The sequence below is a fragment of the Pseudohongiella acticola genome (assembly GCF_001758195.1).
Taxonomy (GTDB): Bacteria; Pseudomonadota; Gammaproteobacteria; order Pseudomonadales; family Pseudohongiellaceae; genus Pseudohongiella; species Pseudohongiella acticola.
Genome location: NZ_MASR01000001.1, coordinates 1,541,403 through 1,557,717 on the forward strand (window position 1 = coordinate 1,541,403; position 16,315 = coordinate 1,557,717).

General features: G+C 56.6%; 19 protein-coding genes. 8 read left to right on the forward strand and 11 right to left on the reverse strand.

The features are described from left to right. Positions 1–90 precede the first annotated feature (90 nt). Both PHACT_RS06470 and PHACT_RS06475 read left to right on the forward strand, forming a co-directional pair. On the forward strand, positions 91–1,518 hold the full coding sequence (locus tag PHACT_RS06470; RefSeq protein WP_070116435.1) for an aldehyde dehydrogenase family protein: 1,428 nt from the start codon (positions 91–93) through the stop codon (positions 1,516–1,518). Next, entirely contained in the window at positions 1,515–1,919 is a 405-nt protein-coding gene (locus PHACT_RS06475) for a VOC family protein (protein ID WP_070116436.1), read from the forward strand. The genes PHACT_RS06470 and PHACT_RS06475 overlap by 4 nt, the downstream gene beginning before the upstream one ends. Positions 1,920–2,130: 211 nt before the next feature. Here the strand turns inward: PHACT_RS06475 and PHACT_RS06480 are convergent, their stop codons facing one another. Beyond that, entirely contained in the window at positions 2,131–2,616 is a 486-nt protein-coding gene (locus PHACT_RS06480; protein WP_070116437.1) for an FKBP-type peptidyl-prolyl cis-trans isomerase, read from the reverse strand. 121 nt (positions 2,617–2,737) lie between these two features. Further along, on the reverse strand, positions 2,738–3,538 hold the full coding sequence (locus PHACT_RS06485) for an SDR family oxidoreductase (protein WP_070116438.1): 801 nt from the start codon (positions 3,536–3,538) through the stop codon (positions 2,738–2,740). 224 nt (positions 3,539–3,762) lie between these two features. Between PHACT_RS06485 and PHACT_RS06490 the strand changes: the two genes are divergently transcribed. Beyond that, positions 3,763–5,862, forward strand: a complete 2,100-nt coding sequence (locus PHACT_RS06490; RefSeq protein WP_083264394.1) for a TonB-dependent receptor — start codon at positions 3,763–3,765, stop codon at positions 5,860–5,862. A 101-nt stretch (positions 5,863–5,963) separates the two neighbouring features. Next, positions 5,964–6,593 (forward strand): CoA pyrophosphatase, encoded by a 630-nt coding sequence (locus PHACT_RS06495; RefSeq protein WP_083264395.1) that lies wholly within the window; start codon positions 5,964–5,966, stop codon positions 6,591–6,593. On the opposite strand, the gene PHACT_RS06500 is transcribed toward PHACT_RS06495, so the two are convergent. The 4 genes from PHACT_RS06500 to PHACT_RS06515 all read right to left on the reverse strand — a co-directional run bounded on the left by PHACT_RS06500 (position 6,594) and on the right by PHACT_RS06515 (position 9,574). Then, positions 6,594–7,268, reverse strand: coding sequence for a GGDEF domain-containing protein (locus tag PHACT_RS06500; RefSeq protein WP_070116439.1), 675 nt, complete (start codon positions 7,266–7,268; stop codon positions 6,594–6,596). A gap of 12 nt (positions 7,269–7,280) precedes the next feature. After that, positions 7,281–8,027, reverse strand: a complete 747-nt coding sequence (locus PHACT_RS06505) for a dienelactone hydrolase family protein (protein ID WP_211284383.1) — start codon at positions 8,025–8,027, stop codon at positions 7,281–7,283. A 64-nt stretch (positions 8,028–8,091) separates the two neighbouring features. After that, positions 8,092–8,571: a peroxiredoxin gene (locus PHACT_RS06510; RefSeq protein ID WP_070116440.1), complete on the reverse strand. Its 480-nt coding sequence runs from the start codon at positions 8,569–8,571 to the stop codon at positions 8,092–8,094. A gap of 154 nt (positions 8,572–8,725) precedes the next feature. Next, on the reverse strand, positions 8,726–9,574 hold the full coding sequence (locus PHACT_RS06515) for a S1 family peptidase (RefSeq protein ID WP_070116441.1): 849 nt from the start codon (positions 9,572–9,574) through the stop codon (positions 8,726–8,728). On the opposite strand from PHACT_RS06515, the gene PHACT_RS06520 reads away from it, so the two are divergent. Continuing rightward, positions 9,573–9,752 carry a hypothetical protein gene (locus PHACT_RS06520; protein ID WP_070116442.1) on the forward strand — a complete coding sequence of 60 codons (180 nt, stop codon included), beginning with the start codon at positions 9,573–9,575 and terminating at the stop codon, positions 9,750–9,752. The two genes, PHACT_RS06515 and PHACT_RS06520, sit on opposite strands and share 2 nt — an antisense overlap. Positions 9,753–9,763: 11 nt before the next feature. On the opposite strand, the gene PHACT_RS06525 is transcribed toward PHACT_RS06520, so the two are convergent. Then, positions 9,764–9,946: a hypothetical protein gene (locus PHACT_RS06525; protein ID WP_070116443.1), complete on the reverse strand. Its 183-nt coding sequence runs from the start codon at positions 9,944–9,946 to the stop codon at positions 9,764–9,766. A gap of 185 nt (positions 9,947–10,131) precedes the next feature. Between PHACT_RS06525 and PHACT_RS06530 the strand changes: the two genes are divergently transcribed. Then, positions 10,132–10,617, forward strand: a complete 486-nt coding sequence (locus PHACT_RS06530; protein WP_070116444.1) for a chemotaxis protein CheW — start codon at positions 10,132–10,134, stop codon at positions 10,615–10,617. A gap of 51 nt (positions 10,618–10,668) precedes the next feature. On the opposite strand, the gene PHACT_RS06535 is transcribed toward PHACT_RS06530, so the two are convergent. Then, positions 10,669–11,292 carry an LON peptidase substrate-binding domain-containing protein gene (locus tag PHACT_RS06535; RefSeq protein ID WP_070116445.1) on the reverse strand — a complete coding sequence of 208 codons (624 nt, stop codon included), beginning with the start codon at positions 11,290–11,292 and terminating at the stop codon, positions 10,669–10,671. After that, entirely contained in the window at positions 11,292–12,755 is a 1,464-nt protein-coding gene (gene mpl, locus PHACT_RS06540; protein WP_070116446.1) for a UDP-N-acetylmuramate:L-alanyl-gamma-D-glutamyl-meso-diaminopimelate ligase, read from the reverse strand. Before mpl ends, PHACT_RS06535 begins: the two co-directional genes overlap by 1 nt. Positions 12,756–12,905: 150 nt before the next feature. Between mpl and PHACT_RS06545 the strand changes: the two genes are divergently transcribed. Next, a complete protein-coding gene (locus tag PHACT_RS06545; RefSeq protein WP_139141455.1) occupies positions 12,906–13,505 on the forward strand; it encodes a TIGR02444 family protein in 600 nt (199 codons plus the stop codon). Between the two features lie 14 nt (positions 13,506–13,519). On the opposite strand, the gene PHACT_RS06550 is transcribed toward PHACT_RS06545, so the two are convergent. Next, entirely contained in the window at positions 13,520–14,104 is a 585-nt protein-coding gene (locus PHACT_RS06550) for a UbiX family flavin prenyltransferase (RefSeq protein ID WP_070116448.1), read from the reverse strand. 275 nt (positions 14,105–14,379) lie between these two features. On the opposite strand from PHACT_RS06550, the gene PHACT_RS06555 reads away from it, so the two are divergent. Continuing rightward, positions 14,380–15,642 carry a 6-phosphofructokinase gene (locus PHACT_RS06555; protein ID WP_070116449.1) on the forward strand — a complete coding sequence of 421 codons (1,263 nt, stop codon included), beginning with the start codon at positions 14,380–14,382 and terminating at the stop codon, positions 15,640–15,642. Positions 15,643–15,674: 32 nt separating this feature from the next. On the opposite strand, the gene pdxH is transcribed toward PHACT_RS06555, so the two are convergent. Further along, the gene (gene pdxH / locus PHACT_RS06560) at positions 15,675–16,313 is read right to left on the reverse strand and encodes a pyridoxamine 5'-phosphate oxidase (protein ID WP_070116450.1); all 639 of its coding nucleotides are present in this window, start codon (positions 16,311–16,313) and stop codon (positions 15,675–15,677) included. Positions 16,314–16,315: the final 2 nt, after the last annotated feature.

The following is a 16,315-nucleotide window of genomic DNA, read 5'->3' on the forward strand; positions in this document are numbered from 1 at the left end:
CGGGTGGCTGGCAGTCTGCGTAGTTTTACCTGATAATCGGTCCCCAGTATTTTAAACAGTTTTTTACCAAAGCCCCGGGGGGAGCCAGTTATGCAAGATCATTTATGCTTTTATATCAACGGCCAATGGATCAGGGAAACCGATCGCGAAACGCTGGATGTCATCAATCCAGCCACGGAACAGGCGTTTGCCAAGATAGCCATGGGCACAGCCAAAGACGTTGATGTTGCAGCCAAGGCAGCTCGTGCGGCATTCCCGGCGTGGTCACAATCCACTCGCGAGGAGCGCCTGGCCGTACTCGACAAGATCATCGCCGGCATCAAGGCTCGCAGCGAAGAGCTGGCACAGGCAATTTCCCAGGAAATGGGCGCACCCATCAGCTTTGCCCGTACAGCTCAGGTAGGCACCGGCATTGGCCATTTTGCCACCGCACGTGCCCTGCTGGAGAGCTACCAGTTTGAAGAAGTTCGCGGCAAGACCCAGGTCATCAAAGAGCCGGTCGGCGTCTGCGGTTTCATCACACCCTGGAACTGGCCGCTGAATCAGGTCACCTGTAAAATTGCCCCGGCCATTGCGACCGGTTGCACCATTGTTATCAAGCCCAGCGAACTGTCACCGGTCAGCGCCATCATCCTGGCCGAAATTATTGCAGACGCAGGCTTGCCTGAAGGTGTGTTCAACCTGGTTAACGGTGATGGCCCGACGGTTGGCGCAGCCATTTCATCACACCCGGAAATAGACATGGTGTCATTTACCGGCTCCACCCGCGCCGGCCGGGAGGTCGCCAAAGCGGCGGCCGATGGCATCAAGCGCGTTTGTCAGGAGCTGGGCGGCAAGTCTGCCAATATCATTCTGGAAGACGCTGCCGATTTCGCCAAGGCAGTGGCCGGTGGCGTCATGGGCTGTTTTGGCAACTGCGGCCAGTCCTGCAATGCGCCAACGCGCATGCTGGTGCCACAGACACGCATGGCGGAAGTCATTGAGATCGCGAAAGCCGCAGCAGCCAAAGCGGTCCCAGGTGACACCCAGGACGAAAACACCCGTATCGGCCCGGTCGTGAGCAAGGCCCAGTTCGACAAAATTCAGACACTGATTCAGGCTGGCATTGATGAAGGCGCAACGCTGGTTATCGGCGGCGTCGGCAAACCTGACGGTCTGAGCACCGGGTATTACGTCAAACCCACCGTGTTTGCCAATGTCACCAACACCATGACCATTGCCCGCGAAGAGATCTTCGGGCCGGTGCTGAGCATCATCGGTTACAGAGACGAAGATGATGCCGTGGCCATTGCCAATGACACCGAATACGGCCTGTCCAACTATGTTTCCGGCGAACCGGATCACGCGCGCGCGGTCGCCCGCCGCCTGCGCTCGGGCATGGTCCATATCAACGGCGCCGGCCCGGACTTCGCGGCCCCCTTTGGTGGCTACAAGCAGTCTGGCAACGGCCGTGAATGGGGCGTGGAAGGTTTCCATGAGTTTCTGGAAATCAAGGCCATGCTGGGTTACAACGCATGAGCGTGCTGATCAACAAGGCAGCCATCGATCTCGGCATCATTACCCGTGATGCCGAGCCCATGCTGATGTTTTACCGCGACCTGCTGGGCCTGGAAGTTGAAGGCGTGATTCCGATGCCATCGGGCGGCACCATGCATCGACTGAAGGTCGGCGAAAGCATCGTCAAGATCGTACAGCTGGATCGTGAGCCACCCGCCGATGCACCGCCAGGTGGCATCCCGGGCGCAACCGGCTACCGTTACTGGACAATTCACATCAGCAATCTGGCCGCCGTGGTTCAGGTGTGCGAACAGGCGGGCCACAAAGTCATTGTGCCGCCCAAGGTGATCCGGCCGGGCGTGACCATTGCCATGGTGGTAGATCCCGATGGCAACTGGGTGGAATTGTTGCAGGCCGATTGACGCTTTTCCCGATGGTTATTATCGCTACGATCGAGACCGCAGCACAGCGCTGGGGGTGGGGGCAGGCAGGCTCGAAGCTACTGACCTCGACGGCGACTGATCGAAAGCGGTAGAGCAGATACAGGCAGGGGGAGCAGGTGGCTACTTGCTCGCCCCCTGCTCCCCCTGTCTGTATCTGCTCTAACTGCTATATCTCAGTGAGCGATTTGTATCAGTGGTTTTCGCTGCCGTCGTGTACGTGCCCGTGCTCAACCTCTTCCGCACTGGCATCACGAACGCTGACAATCTCGACTGCAAAATGCAGCGTCTTGCCGGCCATCGGGTGGTTGGCATCGATAGTGACCTGATCACCGTCTACCGCTGTTACCACAATGTGCTGCTCGCCCTGTGGGCCCTGAGCAGTGAAACCCATGCCAGGCTCAACCTTGTCCACGCCTTTGAACATGTCTTTAGACAGGGTCTGTATCAGTTCAGGGTTGCTCTCACCATAGGCTTCTGCCGGTGGGATGGTAACCTTGAAGCTCTGTCCCGAAGTCTTGCCTTCCATTTCTTTTTCCAGACCCGGAATCAGGTTATTTGCGCCATGCAAATACGTCAGCGGCTCACGGCCTTCAGAAGTATCCATGACTTCACCTGCGTCATTGGTCAGGGTGTAGTTGATACTTACTACCGCATTCTTGCCGATCATTAAACTCATTGTTTCAGTTCCTGTATTTAGACTTTGACGGGCGTCACCCTAACATTTCTCGCCCGCCATGTCTCGGCAGAAGCCGGATTAGCACCGTTTTCCCCGCATTTTTCTGTTTATATACCCCTGATCAGCGATCTTTGTACTGATCAGCGTAACGATCCTGCAAGCGCCGCATGCCACCCAGCCAGCGGTCATAGTCGCCGGCCTTGCGCTGGATATACGTCAACACTTCAGCGTGCGGCAGACACAGGAAACGCTCCTCGGCCAGGGTTTCGATGACGGTCTGCGCCAGTGCATCAGGCTCCAGCATGCCGTCCACACCGGCCACACCGCCGCCCTGGGTGTTGGCAGTCATGTCGGTTTTCACCGCCTGCGGGCACAACACAGACACCTTGATGCCGCGGCTACCGTAGGTGATCGACAGCCATTCTGCGAAACCGACAGCGGCGTGTTTGGTGACGGCGTAGGGCGCGGAACCGATCTGGCTGAGCAGGCCCGCGGCGGAGGCAGTGTTGAGCAGATAGCCCTCACCACGCGCCAGCATACCCGGCAACACTGCCCGGGCGGCGTAGATATGGCCCATGACGTTGATGTCCCAGATACGCTGCCAGGCATCATCAGTGACATTTTCATCACCGGCAGTAAAAATGCCGGCGTTGGCACAAAACAGGTCGATATGCCCGAACGCATCAATGGTTTTTGCCACCAGTGCCTGAACATCGTCTTCCTTGCTGACATCGGTGACCACGCCTAGCGCCTGGGTCTGGCCCTGGCCGGAAATCAATTCAACAACTTCATTGATGCCTTCCTGTTGAATATCTGCCACTACCACAGCGCTGGCGCCTTCGGCAGCAAATCGCTGACACAGCGACCTGCCAATACCACGTGCTCCACCCGTGACCACCACGACCTTGTTTTTTACCTGCATGGGTATTTCCCCTGTTGTTACCGGTTTATATAATTGTAATCCATCTTATTCCCAAGCATAGCCACCTGATCGGGCATGCGGCAAGCAGAAAACAAGCTCCATTTATGCTATTGTCTGCACCGGTCTAAAGTCAGCACCGACTGAGACAGGCCACCCGCCAATGACTCTAAGGGAGAGCTCAAGTGGAACACTATTCAAACACGTCAGCCACACGGACGATCATCATGACTCAAAAACCTTTGCGTGGACGCAAATTGCTGGCCGCCTCGTGTGCAGCCGCCATCGCCGCCGCGATGATGCCGGCGCACGCACAGGACACAACACCCGCCGTTGAAGAGATTCAGGTCATCTCGTCTTCGCGGCGCCCGGAAGACCTGAGCAATGTGAATGCCAGTATCGCCATTCTTTCCGAAGATGAACTTACACTGACATCCCACACACATATTCAGGAAGCGGCCAATCGACTGCCCGGCGTTAATATCAATCGCAATAACGGTCAGGAAAGCCTGATTTCCATCCGTTCGCCAGTATTAAGCGGCGGCGGTGCCTGCGGCGCATTTCTGCTCGCCGAAGAAGGCATCCCGCTACGCGCGGCAGGGTTCTGTAACGTCAACGAACTTTTTGACTCGCATTCAGAAAATGCCGAGCGCATTGAAGTGATCCGCGGCCCGGGCAGTGCCTTCTATGGCTCAAACGCCGTACATGGCATGATCAACGTGGTATTGCCGGAGCCGGATGACCGCCGCGAAATTTCTCTGGAAGCCGGTCCGCGCGGAACCCTGCGTGGCAATGCACGCGTCGGTTTCGAGAATGACAACTTCAGTCATACCTTCCTGGTCAACGGCATCAGTGAAGAAGGCTACCGACCTGACAGTGGTTTCGATCAACAGAAACTGTCCTGGCTCTACCAGACCACACTGGCCAATGGCACCGAACTGGATGGCGGTATCACCACCACCAACCTGAACCAGGAAACCGCCGGTTATGTGAACGGTACCGACGCTTACAAGGATGACGACCTGCGTCGCACCAATGCAAACCCGGAAGCCTACCGTGACAACCGCAGCATGCGCGCCTGGACCCGGATCAGCTACACCCTGGATTCTGGCTGGGATGTTGTGATGACGCCTTACTATCGCAACACGGATCTGGATTTCAAACAACACTTCCTGCCTGGTTCGCCGACGGAAACCAACGAACACAGCAGTGTCGGTGTGCAATTCGCGTCGTACAAAGACCTCAGCGAAAACACCCTGCTGTCCGCTGGCCTCGACCTGGAATTTACTGAAGGCGAGTTAACCCAGGGCCAGGACGGCCCGACCCAGGGCTCGCCCTTTCTGGTCGCTACGGTGCCTGCAGGCAAGCATTACGACTACGAAGTGGACGCCACTCAGATTGCCCCCTTCGTGCAACTGCAACATTACTGGGACAATGGCTTTGACGTCACTCTGGGCATGCGTTTTGAGCGCATGAACTATGACTACGACAACAACATGCTGACCGGTCGCACACGTGAAGATGGCACCGTCTGTGGATTCGGGGGGTGTCGATATAACCGCCCTGCCGACCGATCTGACACCTTCGCCAATGTTGCGCCCAAGCTGGGCATTCGTTACCAGATTAACGATACTCACAATGCCCAGTTCAGAGTGACACGCGGTTACCGCGCGCCACAGGCGACCGAGCTTTATCGTCTGCAGAATGACCAGACTGTTGCCGACCTGGACCCGGTTGAAATCGACAGCGTAGAACTGGCATTTCAGGGCAGTACGGGTAACTGGACCTACGAAGCTGTAGCGTTCTACATGGACAAGGATAACGAGATCATCAATAACGCTGATCGCGTCAACCTTAACGGCATTCACACTCGCCATGAAGGCGTGGAACTGAGTGGCATGTACCAGCTGTCTGACGACTGGCGCCTGAGCGCGGCTTACAATCATGCGCGCCACACCTACCAGAACGATCAACTGGTGGGTGGCGTCAATCTGGATGGCAATGATGTTGAGTCTGCACCACGAAATTTTGGTACGGCTCAGATTCAGTGGTCGCCAATCAGCACGTTGACCACCGAACTGCAATGGGTTGCCATGGGCGAGTATTACACCAACCCGGAAAACCTGAACAGCTACGAGGGGCACAATGTGTTCAACCTGCGTACGCGTTGGCAGGCAACGGATGCACTGACACTGTCAGTCAACATCCTGAACCTGACTGACCGCAAGTATGCGGAGCGGGCTGACTGGACTACCTTTGGTGGTGACCGTTACTTCCCGGGTGAGCCGCTGCGCGCGTTCGTCGGGCTGGACTGGCGCTTTAATTAACAGCCTTGAGCGACTGTAAACGGCCTTGAGCGACTGTAAACGGCCTTGAGCGACTGTAAACGGCCTTGGGCCGTCACCGGCCGACAGGATGAGACATTGACATGAATGACGGACTGCTTGCGAGACTGGAATCCTTCTTCCGGCAGTCACCGTCGTCAACGGGTCTCATCCTGCCGCCCGATCCTGCCGAACATGGCTATCAGCCAGATCAACAGATCGACGGCAGGCACATGCGCCGTGCCGGTGTGCTGATACCGGTAATTCGATCACGTGACGGCGGCGACAGCCGCATCATGCTGACATTGCGTACCCAGCACTTACGCGCCCATGCCGGCCAGGTGAGTCTACCCGGTGGCAGCGCCGAGCCTCAGGACACCGATATCATTGGCACAGCACTGAGGGAAGCCGAGGAAGAAACCTGTCTGCCCGCCAATGCTGTGCAAGTGATGGGCACCCTGCCAGCGCTGATCATGCCTTCAGCTTTTCATGTAACACCGGTGGTGGGATTGGTGGACGCCGACGTGCAACTGCAGGCTTGTCCGATAGAAGTGGCGGAGATTTTTTATGTGCCAACAACCTTTCTGCTGAATCCGAAAAATTACCGCGTTGCCAGCATGGAGTTTCAGAACCGTGAACGCCGCTTTATGGAAACATATTTTGACGGCTACCGAATCTGGGGTGCCACCGCCGCCATCCTGCACCATCTGGCAAAACAGATTAACGCGCCCTGATCAATTTTTCGGGCTCTCGTCGAATCCATCCATCAATGCCGACCGCTCATCTGCTGACATGCCGTCGCCCGGCTCTGTCATGCGCGAGTAATAAACCCGGTTTTTACCGGCCTGTTTAGCCTGCAGCAGGAACTGGTCTGCACGGTCCAGAAACATATCGGCCGTAATCCGCTCAGTGGCTCGATAGACATCTACTCCCATGCTGACCGTCAGCGGCACTTGCTGGCCACCGTCCATCAATTGAATGTGAGTCACTCCCTCCCTGATACGCTCAGCCAACTGGACCGCATCGCGTAACTCCGTTGATGGCAACACTAACACAAACTCTTCGCCACCAAATCGACAGGGCACATCAAGTTTACGCAGCGAGCGCTGCAAAAAGGTGCCAACTGTCTTCAATGCCTGATTACCAAACTCATGACCGTGATTGTCATTGACGAGCTTGAAGTCGTCAAAATCCAGCACAATGATCGAGAACGAACCGCCGCTACGGTGTAATCGCTCAATCTCCTGATTCATCGCCCACATCAAATGCCGGTAGTTGTACAGTCCCGTCAGCGCGTCAGTCAGCACCTGCTCACTAAGCTCATCGACCTGCTGCCGAAGCTCTGAAATCTCATCCAGATACTCGCAGTCATCATGACAATCGGAACAACGTGGCGGTTTACTCAGCAAGGGGGCATATCCTTAAGGGGCAATATCCAATGGCGGGGTATCTTCAAACAGCTCCCGGAAAAAATTCGCCAGCGCCTGCTCCGCTCTGATATTGGCAGTTTGACTATAGACAGCGCCAAAATCCGGGCTGTTGGCAGCCGGATTGGTAAACGCATGGCAGGTTCCGCCATAGACATGCACCTGCCAGTCAACATCCGCCGCGGTCATTTCAGACTCAAAGGCCATCACCTGCTCCGGCGGTACCATGGGGTCATCGTGACCGTGCAGACACAGAATGCTTGCCTGAATATCATGTGCAGGGGCATCGCCTTTTGCCAGCAGACCATGAACACTGGCGACACCCTTTACATCTGCGCCAGACCGGGCAAGTTCCAGTACGGCCATACCGCCAAAGCAGTAACCCACCGCGCCGATATTGCTGCCATCTACCTGCGACAGACTGCGTGCTGCTTTCAATGCTGCCTGCATGCGTCGGCGCAGGAGTGTCCGGTCGTCAGCGAAGGGTTTCATCAAGGCAGCATTGCCGTCACTATCGCCGTCCTTACCAAAGACCCCTTTGCCGTATATATCAACCGCAAAACCAACATAACCCAGCTCTGCCATGCGCTCCGCTGCTGCGCAGGCGTTTTCGCGTCGTCCGGCCCAATCATGCCCAATCAGTACACAGGGCTTTTCGGCGCCCGCATCCTCATCATAGGCGATATAGGCCTCGAGCACGGCGTCACCGTCACGGTATTCGATATATTCGGTTTTCAACATGCAGGCACTCTCCTGTGTGCCGACGCGCTGGTTTGAGCGCCCGCACAGCGATATTGCGCGGCGACTACAGCTGCGCCAGAATGTTCTCTGCGGAGCTGACGTCGATACCACCGGCGGGCTCCACAGCCAGATAACTGACGTTGCCATTCTCCACGATCATGGCAAAACGCTTGCTGCGTTTGCCCATACCAAACCCGCTGGCATCCATGGTCAGACCCAGCGCCTCGGCAAATTCAGCATTGCCATCGGCCAGCATCAGCAGCTCGTCGGCGTTCTGCGATTTACCCCAGGCAGACATGACAAAGGCGTCGTTGACCGCCATACAGGCGATGGTATCGACACCTTTGGCTTTGATTTTATCCGCGTTCACGACAAAACCGGGCAAATGCGTGACCGTACATCCCGGTGTAAAGGCGCCAGGCACGGCAAATAACACGACTTTTTTGCCGATGAAAATATCATCCGTTGTGATGTTCTCCGGGCCTTCTTTACCCATGATTTTGAACGTCGCTGACGGAACGGTATCGCCCATTTGAATAGACATGAAATGACCTTTGAGGTTGGTTACAGTTGTTGTTCAGCCCGATAGTATCAAAACTGCATAAATAAACATCCATCGGATACGTTACCGACAGGAAATTTGCTCAATCTGCATGGGGGGCATCGGGGGCATCGGGGTACCGGGGTTAGCTCACGGGTCAATTGTCTGAAATCACCGACTCGATCCATTCCAGATGCCGACTCACCCGTTCGTACACCACGATGGCACCATAGCGACCGGCACCGGTGCCGTCTGCGGTGCGGGCAAGCTCACCGATGGCGATGCCCGCCAGCTGCAATTCCCCGTCTTCCAGAATCAACGCTGGTCCGCCACTGTCGTCCAGCCCGGGTATGCCTTCGAACTCCAGTGCCCGCCCATCCCGATTGCGCGGATCGTTGAACTCGAAGCGAAGACGATCATCCGCCTGCATCACTGTATTCTGCGCGAAGCGCAGGCGCCCGTCAGCGACAGAGGTCCCGGTTGTGCCGATTCCGGTGTAGCCCCAGCCCAGAAAGGTCATGGCCTGCGCCGATTCACTGTTGCCGCGATAGGGCGCCAGTACTGACGCCGTTGACGGGGTCGACAGATGCAACAGGGCCAGATCAAACTGACGTGAATGTAATCGCCCCGACATATCGCCAGACCAGCCCGGGTGCAGAAAAACTGAATCAATATCATGCACCTGGCGATCAACCTCGACGGCGTATACGTCATTATCCGCCAGCGCCGCCTGCATCGGTGTTTCGGAAACACAATGCGCAGCGGTCAACGCCCATTGTGGTGCCACCAGCGTTGCTACGCAGACTTTGCGACGCCCCTGTTGTGCCAGCGGAAATACCCCCGGGTACTCGCCTTCGCTGGCGAGATAACGGGTATATCCGGTATCATGCCTGATCACGATCGCGTCCGCAGGCACCAACACAAATGCCAGCAGCGCGAGCCAGATCGCGACTCTGTTTGCTGATCCGGATTTTTCAGGCCAAGTGTTCTGACAGGAGTTTGTCATGAGCGAGAGCAACCAGTCCAAATCGACACCAAACGCCGAAGAGCGCGAATACGAGAAGTCCGGGCTATATCCGGAAAATGAAAAACCTTTCCGTATCCTGGCACTGCTGGGCTGGCTTGGCGTTGTTGTGATCTGCCTGGCCGGTGCTGCGGCTGTGCTGGATTTTGTGCTGTTGTAAACATCCGGGGGTCAGCGACGGGGACGTCGACCCGGGCGCAGGTTCGGGCGCTCACGCTTGCTGTTGACGCTTCGCAGGATCCGGGCCAGACGATAAATGACTAGAACAACGGCCAGCACAACAAATCCAAGAATACTCGCGACCAGCCATTGTTCATGGCTCCAGGTACCCGGATTTGACAAGACTTCCGACATTGCACAACCTCCTGCTGCAGTTTCCAATACCCGGTCATTATGCGGCAAGCTCAAAAACTTGGCCAGTGTAGGCCGGATGATGTCACCCTCAATTTTTGGCCAGACCTGCCGCTAGATCATACAGACCCGCAAGATTCGGTACGGGTAGCCAACTCTCAGCAGCATGCAGGGCAGGAAAATACGATATGACAAATGCACTCGTCGCAGCCCGCGACCATGATGATGCAGACGACAACGCTGCACATTTGATCAAACACGTCAGCTTCACGCTGGGCGAGGAAACCTATGCCATCAACGCTGCCCGCGTCAACGAAGTCCTGCGTTATACCGAAGTCACTCCGGTCCCGGGTGCACCGTCATTCATACTCGGCATCATCAATCTGCGGGGTAATGTGGTAACGGTCATCAATGGTCGCGGTGTGTTTGGCCTGCCCAACCACACCATTTCCGAACACTCACGCATCATCGTGGTAGACATTGAAGACTTTGCTCTTGGCATCGTGGTCGACAAAGTGTCGGCGATTGTTGATCTGAACGCGGAAGAAATAGAAACCCCGCCGGCGACCGGTGATGAAGCGGGAGCCCGCTTTATTCAGGGTGTCTACAATGAGGATGATGAACTGTTGATTCTGGTGGACTTCAGTCGTGTCACCGAGTTGCTGCCCCGCTAGGTACATCGCCAGTAACATTGATAGCGCCTTTGACAGCAACAGCCAGGGACATCAGCCCTGGTGCATCACCGATGCGACCAGGTTCTCGATCTCCTGCAGACGCTCATCGGTATCATTCAGTGCCAGCAATTGTTGCTTCTGATGCATCGGCACCGGCAGCAGCTCACTGAGCCGCCAGGCAAGTTGGCGACTGTCATCAAAATCGATGTCCAGATCCAGACTCTCAATCATCGGGTGCGCCGCCAGGTCCCGCAGCAAGTCCACCAGTGACTGATGCTCCTCGCTAAGTGGCAACGCCGGCTGACCTAAATAGTCTTCGGCAGCAAATTGCACAGCCGCCATCAGCAGTTTGTCGTCGCGCGCCCAGCAATCCTGCACGCTGAACTTGTGCCGCCCTTCCACGGTAATGCCCAACAACCCGTTAGGCAGTTGATCCCAATCGACAATCCGGACATAGGTGCCAACCCGTTCTACCTGCTGATGAACACCTGGACGAACCGTTTCTTCGCCCTGACTGATCAGACAGATGCCAAAGCCAGAGTCGGTTTTCATGCAATGACTGACCAGATCGATATAACGCTGCTCAAAAATCTGCAGTGGCAGGCGCCCACCAGGAAACAGCACCGAACGTAGCGGGAACAAGGGTATCAATTCAGGCTCACTGATCGCACCCATCAGGACTCTCCGCGCCCCAGTGCCGTCAGCAATTTGCCATGAATACCACCAAAACCCCCATTGCTCATGATCACGATATGATCCCCGGTCCGGCAATGCCGGCTGAGATAGGCCACAATGTCATCAACGCTGTTGAAGTTCAGCGCAGGCACCGGGCTCTCCGCAATAATACCTTCTATATTCAGACCGTTACCGGCACCCGACATCCACAGGCACAGATCGGCAGCGCGGCAAGAAGCCGCCAGACAGCTCTGGTGAACGCCCATTTTCATGGTCGCCGAGCGCGGCTCGATGACGGCCACCAGGCGACTGCCGGGAATATCATTGAGCCGCTGCCGGATACCGTCCAAAGTAGTTTCAATGGCGGTAGGGTGATGGGCAAAATCGTCATAGACGTGAATGCCCCGTACTTCACCCAGGAATTCCATGCGTCGTTTGACACTGGCAAACCTGCCCAATGCGTCGCAGGCGACACTGAGGTCGACGCCAACATGATGTGCAGCGGCAATTGCAGCGACAGCATTGCCGACATTGTGGCGACCGGTCAGGGACCACTGCAGCCTCGCGCTCACCGTCTCGCCCAGGTGACTGGTCTTGCTGATCTCACAGAGCCCGCCATCGGCCTGCAGCAGCCGTACTCCCCAGCCGCTGGGGCCCGTGCTGGTGTCGCTGTCGTAACGGGTGTCAGCAGCATCCGGCTGAACCGGTCCCGCAGGCACACCTGGCCCATCGAGCAGGGCAAAGCTCTGCGTGGGCGTCCAGCAGCCCTGCTCCAGCACTTGTGCCAGCGCTTCATCAAAGCGTGGTCGTATGATCAATCCGTCACCGGGCACCGTTCTGACCAGGTGATGGAATTGCCGTTGAATCGACGCAAGATCGGGGAAAATGTCGGCATGGTCATATTCCAGATTGTTCAGGATCAGGGTTCGCGGCCGGTAATGGACGAACTTAGAGCGCTTGTCAAAAAAGGCACTGTCGTATTCGTCGGCCTCAACAACAAAAAAATCGGTGCCACCGAGCCGCGCAGACACCGGGAAGTTCTTTAACACGCCACCAATCAGATAACCTGGCTGCATGCCGGCGCATTCAAGTATCCACGCCAGCATGGCACTGGTGGTAGTTTTGCCGTGAGTACCGGCAACAGCGAGTACCCACTTACCCTGCAGCACATAACGCGACAGCCACTCCGGTCCGGAACAATAGGCAAGCCCCTGGTTCAGTACGTACTCCACGGCCGGGTTGCCGCGCGACATGGCATTGCCGACAACAACAAGATCCGGGTGCGGGTGCAGATGCGCCGGATCAAAGCCTTCACAGAGGCGAATGCCCTGTTCTTCCAGCTGTGTGCTCATGGGTGGGTAGACATTGGCATCGGAGCCACTGACCGTGTGACCCAGCTCTTTCGCCAGTACTGCCAGACTGCCCATGAAGGTGCCGCAGATACCAAGGATATGAATATGCATATAACTTCCTGTAAGCTGATTAACCTGAATGTTATGGCTGCCAACGGGCAACCATCAGGCTGTTGCGAAACTGTAGCAAATCTGTAACAGGCAAACCTGAAAAATTTGGCGAAATTTTATGATAACACCGGTCTTTTTTTGGTTCGGGCCTTGGCATTTACCACAGCGATCAACCCAGCGATGACCTCAGATGCCATGACACCGTCCAACGATGACCTGCTGCGATTCGCGAGCTCAGTGTACGCCCAACCCGGCATTCAGGCGCTGTGCCTGCGCCTTCAGGATGAAGGCAACGCTGATGTCGTTATGCTGTTGACGTGTTGCTGGTACGGCCGCTGCTACGGCAGACTGACAGACGACCAGCTGACCAGGGCAATGGCGTTCAGTGAGTCGTGGCGAGCCCAGCTGGTGGCGCCGCTGCGTCAGGCCAGGCGTTGGCTCAAGCCTCATCCCGCAACTGCCTTTGCCATGAAAGGCGCCGATCAGGAAGCTCTGCGGCAACGCATCAAAGCAATCGAGCTGGACGCTGAATTCGTGCAACTGCGCACGCTGGCCGGGGTTCTGGTTGAAAGTTCGACTGCAGCCAGGCCGGAACACAATACTGATCCGTTGGTCAGCATACAGTCCAACTTGATACTTTATGCACAACGAGCCGGCATGGACGTGGATGAGCCTGAGTCATCCGCCCTCAACGAGGCCGACCTGGCAGCACTGGCGCAGGCGGCGTTGACACAGGGCCCGCTGACATAGCCCCAGCCTTCGGCTCAATCCTCGACCGTGCCTGCAGCGGCACCCTGCCAGCGCTTCACCAGGCCCGATTCGATATCAAACAGATCCAGTACCCGGCCGACACTGTGGTTGATGATGTCGTCAACGCTTTGGGGTTTGGTATACAACGCAGGCATCGGCGGTGCCACAATGGCGCCAAGTTGGCAGGCTTTCAGCAGCAACTCGCAATGCCCCACGTGCAATGGCGTTTCACGCGGCATCAGCACCAGCCGCCGCCGTTCTTTCAGTACCACATCGGCGGCGCGCGTGAGCAGGTTATCGGCGTAGGAATGCACAATCGCCGACAGGGTTTTCATCGAACACGGGGCGACTATCATGCCGTCGGTACGAAAAGAGCCACTGGCGATACTGGCGGCCAGATCCTTGACCGAATGTACCTCGTCGGCCATGGCCATGACCGCATCTGCCTGCCAGTCAGTCTCCAGGCTGATATTTAAACGAGCAGCGCCCGTCAGCACCAGGTGCGTTTCTATGTCCGGGGCGCTTTTTAATACGTCCAGTAGACGGATCCCGTAAATCAGGCCGCTGGCGCCGGACATCCCTATAATGAGTCGTTTCATTCTGCTTCCTGTGTGGTGCTTCCTGTGTGGTGCTTCCTGTGTGATGCTTCCTGTATAGTCTGCTGGCCGACTGGCGACAACAATTCATCGGCATTGATTGCCAAGCCAGCGGGCACTTTGTAACATTATGCCCGACACAGCCCACATTGCACTACCCGTACTCCCCCGCCGTGACCGCAGAGGCCACCGCGGGCCAACGCCGGTCGACAACACCGGCACGGCAAACGCGGGCAGCGCACAGACACCATACACGCAGGCAGCACACAGGTTTTTCCATGGCTAAAGCTAATCTATTCTACGCCCAATCCGGGGGCGTCACCGCTGTCATCAATGCCAGCGCCTGTGGGGTTATCGAAACCGCACGTCAGCACAAGGCCGAGATCGGCAAAGTCTATGCGGGCCGAAACGGCATTATTGGCGCGCTCACCGAAGAACTCATTGATACCAGCAAAGAAACCGCCGCCACCGTTGCCGCGCTGCGACATACACCAGCAGGCGCCTTTGGCTCATGCCGCTATAAATTAAAAAGCCTGGAAGATAACCGGGCCGAGTACCAACGCCTGATGGACGTGTTCCGGGCTCATAATATCCGCTACTTTCTGTACAACGGCGGTGGCGATTCCCAGGACACCGCCAACAAGGTGTCCATGCTGAGCCAGAAAGAAGGCTTCCCGATCACCTGCATTGGCATCCCCAAGACCGTGGACAACGATCTGCCGGTCACGGATAACTGCCCCGGGTTCGGGTCGGTCGCCAAGTACGTTGCCGTCTCCATCCGCGAAGCCGGACTTGATGTCGCGTCCATGTGTGAAAGCTCAACCAAGGTATTTGTCATGGAAGTCATGGGTCGTCATGCCGGCTGGATTGCCGGGGCCGCAGGCCTGGCTGCCGAGAAGGAAGGAGACGCGCCGCATATTATCATTTTCCCTGAAATCGCTTTTAACAAGGCTGCGTTCATGCGCAAAGTGAAAGCCTGCGTCAAACGTCATGGTTATTGCGCCGTTGTTGTCTCTGAGGGCGCGCATTACAAAGACGGCAAGTTCCTCGCCGACGCCGGCGGCACAGATGCATTTGGCCACACGCAACTGGGTGGCGTGGCACCTTTCCTGGCCAACCTGATCAAACAGGAACTGGGATACAAGTATCACTGGGCCGTTGCTGATTATCTGCAACGTTCCGCCCGTCACATTGCCTCTGCGACAGATGTGGAACAGGCCTATGCCATGGGCAAGGCGGCCGTGGATTTTGCGCTGGCCGGGAAAAACGCGGTGATGCCCACCATTGTTCGCAAGCCTGGCAAAAGCTACCGCTGGACAGTCGGCGAAGCATCGCTGGCCGAAGTGGCCAATGTAGAGAAACCGATGCCACGGGACTATATTACCCGGGATGGCTTCGGCATCACGCAGAAGGCACGCGATTATTTTTCACCACTGATTCGCGGCGAAGATTACCCGCCATTCAAGAACGGACTGCCTGATTATGCCCGCCTGAAGAATGTCCTGGTTACCAAAAAGCTACCGATCTGGAAAGCACCTTAAGCGCGCCGCAGACTGACACGGGTAGCCGTGGATCAGGGTGCCAGCCGGTCTATCTGCCAGTGCCCGTCAACACAGTTTGAGTACTGAAAGCGATCATGCAGACGGTTGGCGCCACCCTGCCAGAACTCGACCCGAACGGGGCGAACCCGAAACCCGCCCCAGAACGTCGGCAACGGAATGTCCTGGTCGGCAAAGCGTGCCTTGACCGACTCAAACTGCTCCATCATTGCTTCACGCGACGCCAGCACCCGGCTTTGCGGCGACGCCCAGGCACCCAGCTGACTCTCGCGGGGGCGGCTCTGGAAATATGCTCTGGACTCGTCGGCACTGACCTTTTCTGCCACGCCACACACCAGCACCTGACGCTCAACAGGGTACCAGGGGAAATGCAGACTGACCTTGGCATTGGCGGCGATATCAAGTGACTTGCGGCTTTCATAGTTGGTAAAAAACACAAAACCCTGTGCATCAAAGCCCTTCAGCAGAACCACGCGCTGATTGGGCTGCCCGTCCGCATCGGTAGTTGCCAGCACCATGGCTGTAGGGTCAACCATTTCCATTTTGATGGCCTGGTCCAGCCACAGCCCGAACTGAGCGACCGGATCGGCATTCAGTTGCTCTCGCGTCAGACTGCCGGTGAGATACTCACGCCGAATTGATTGCAAATCCATAA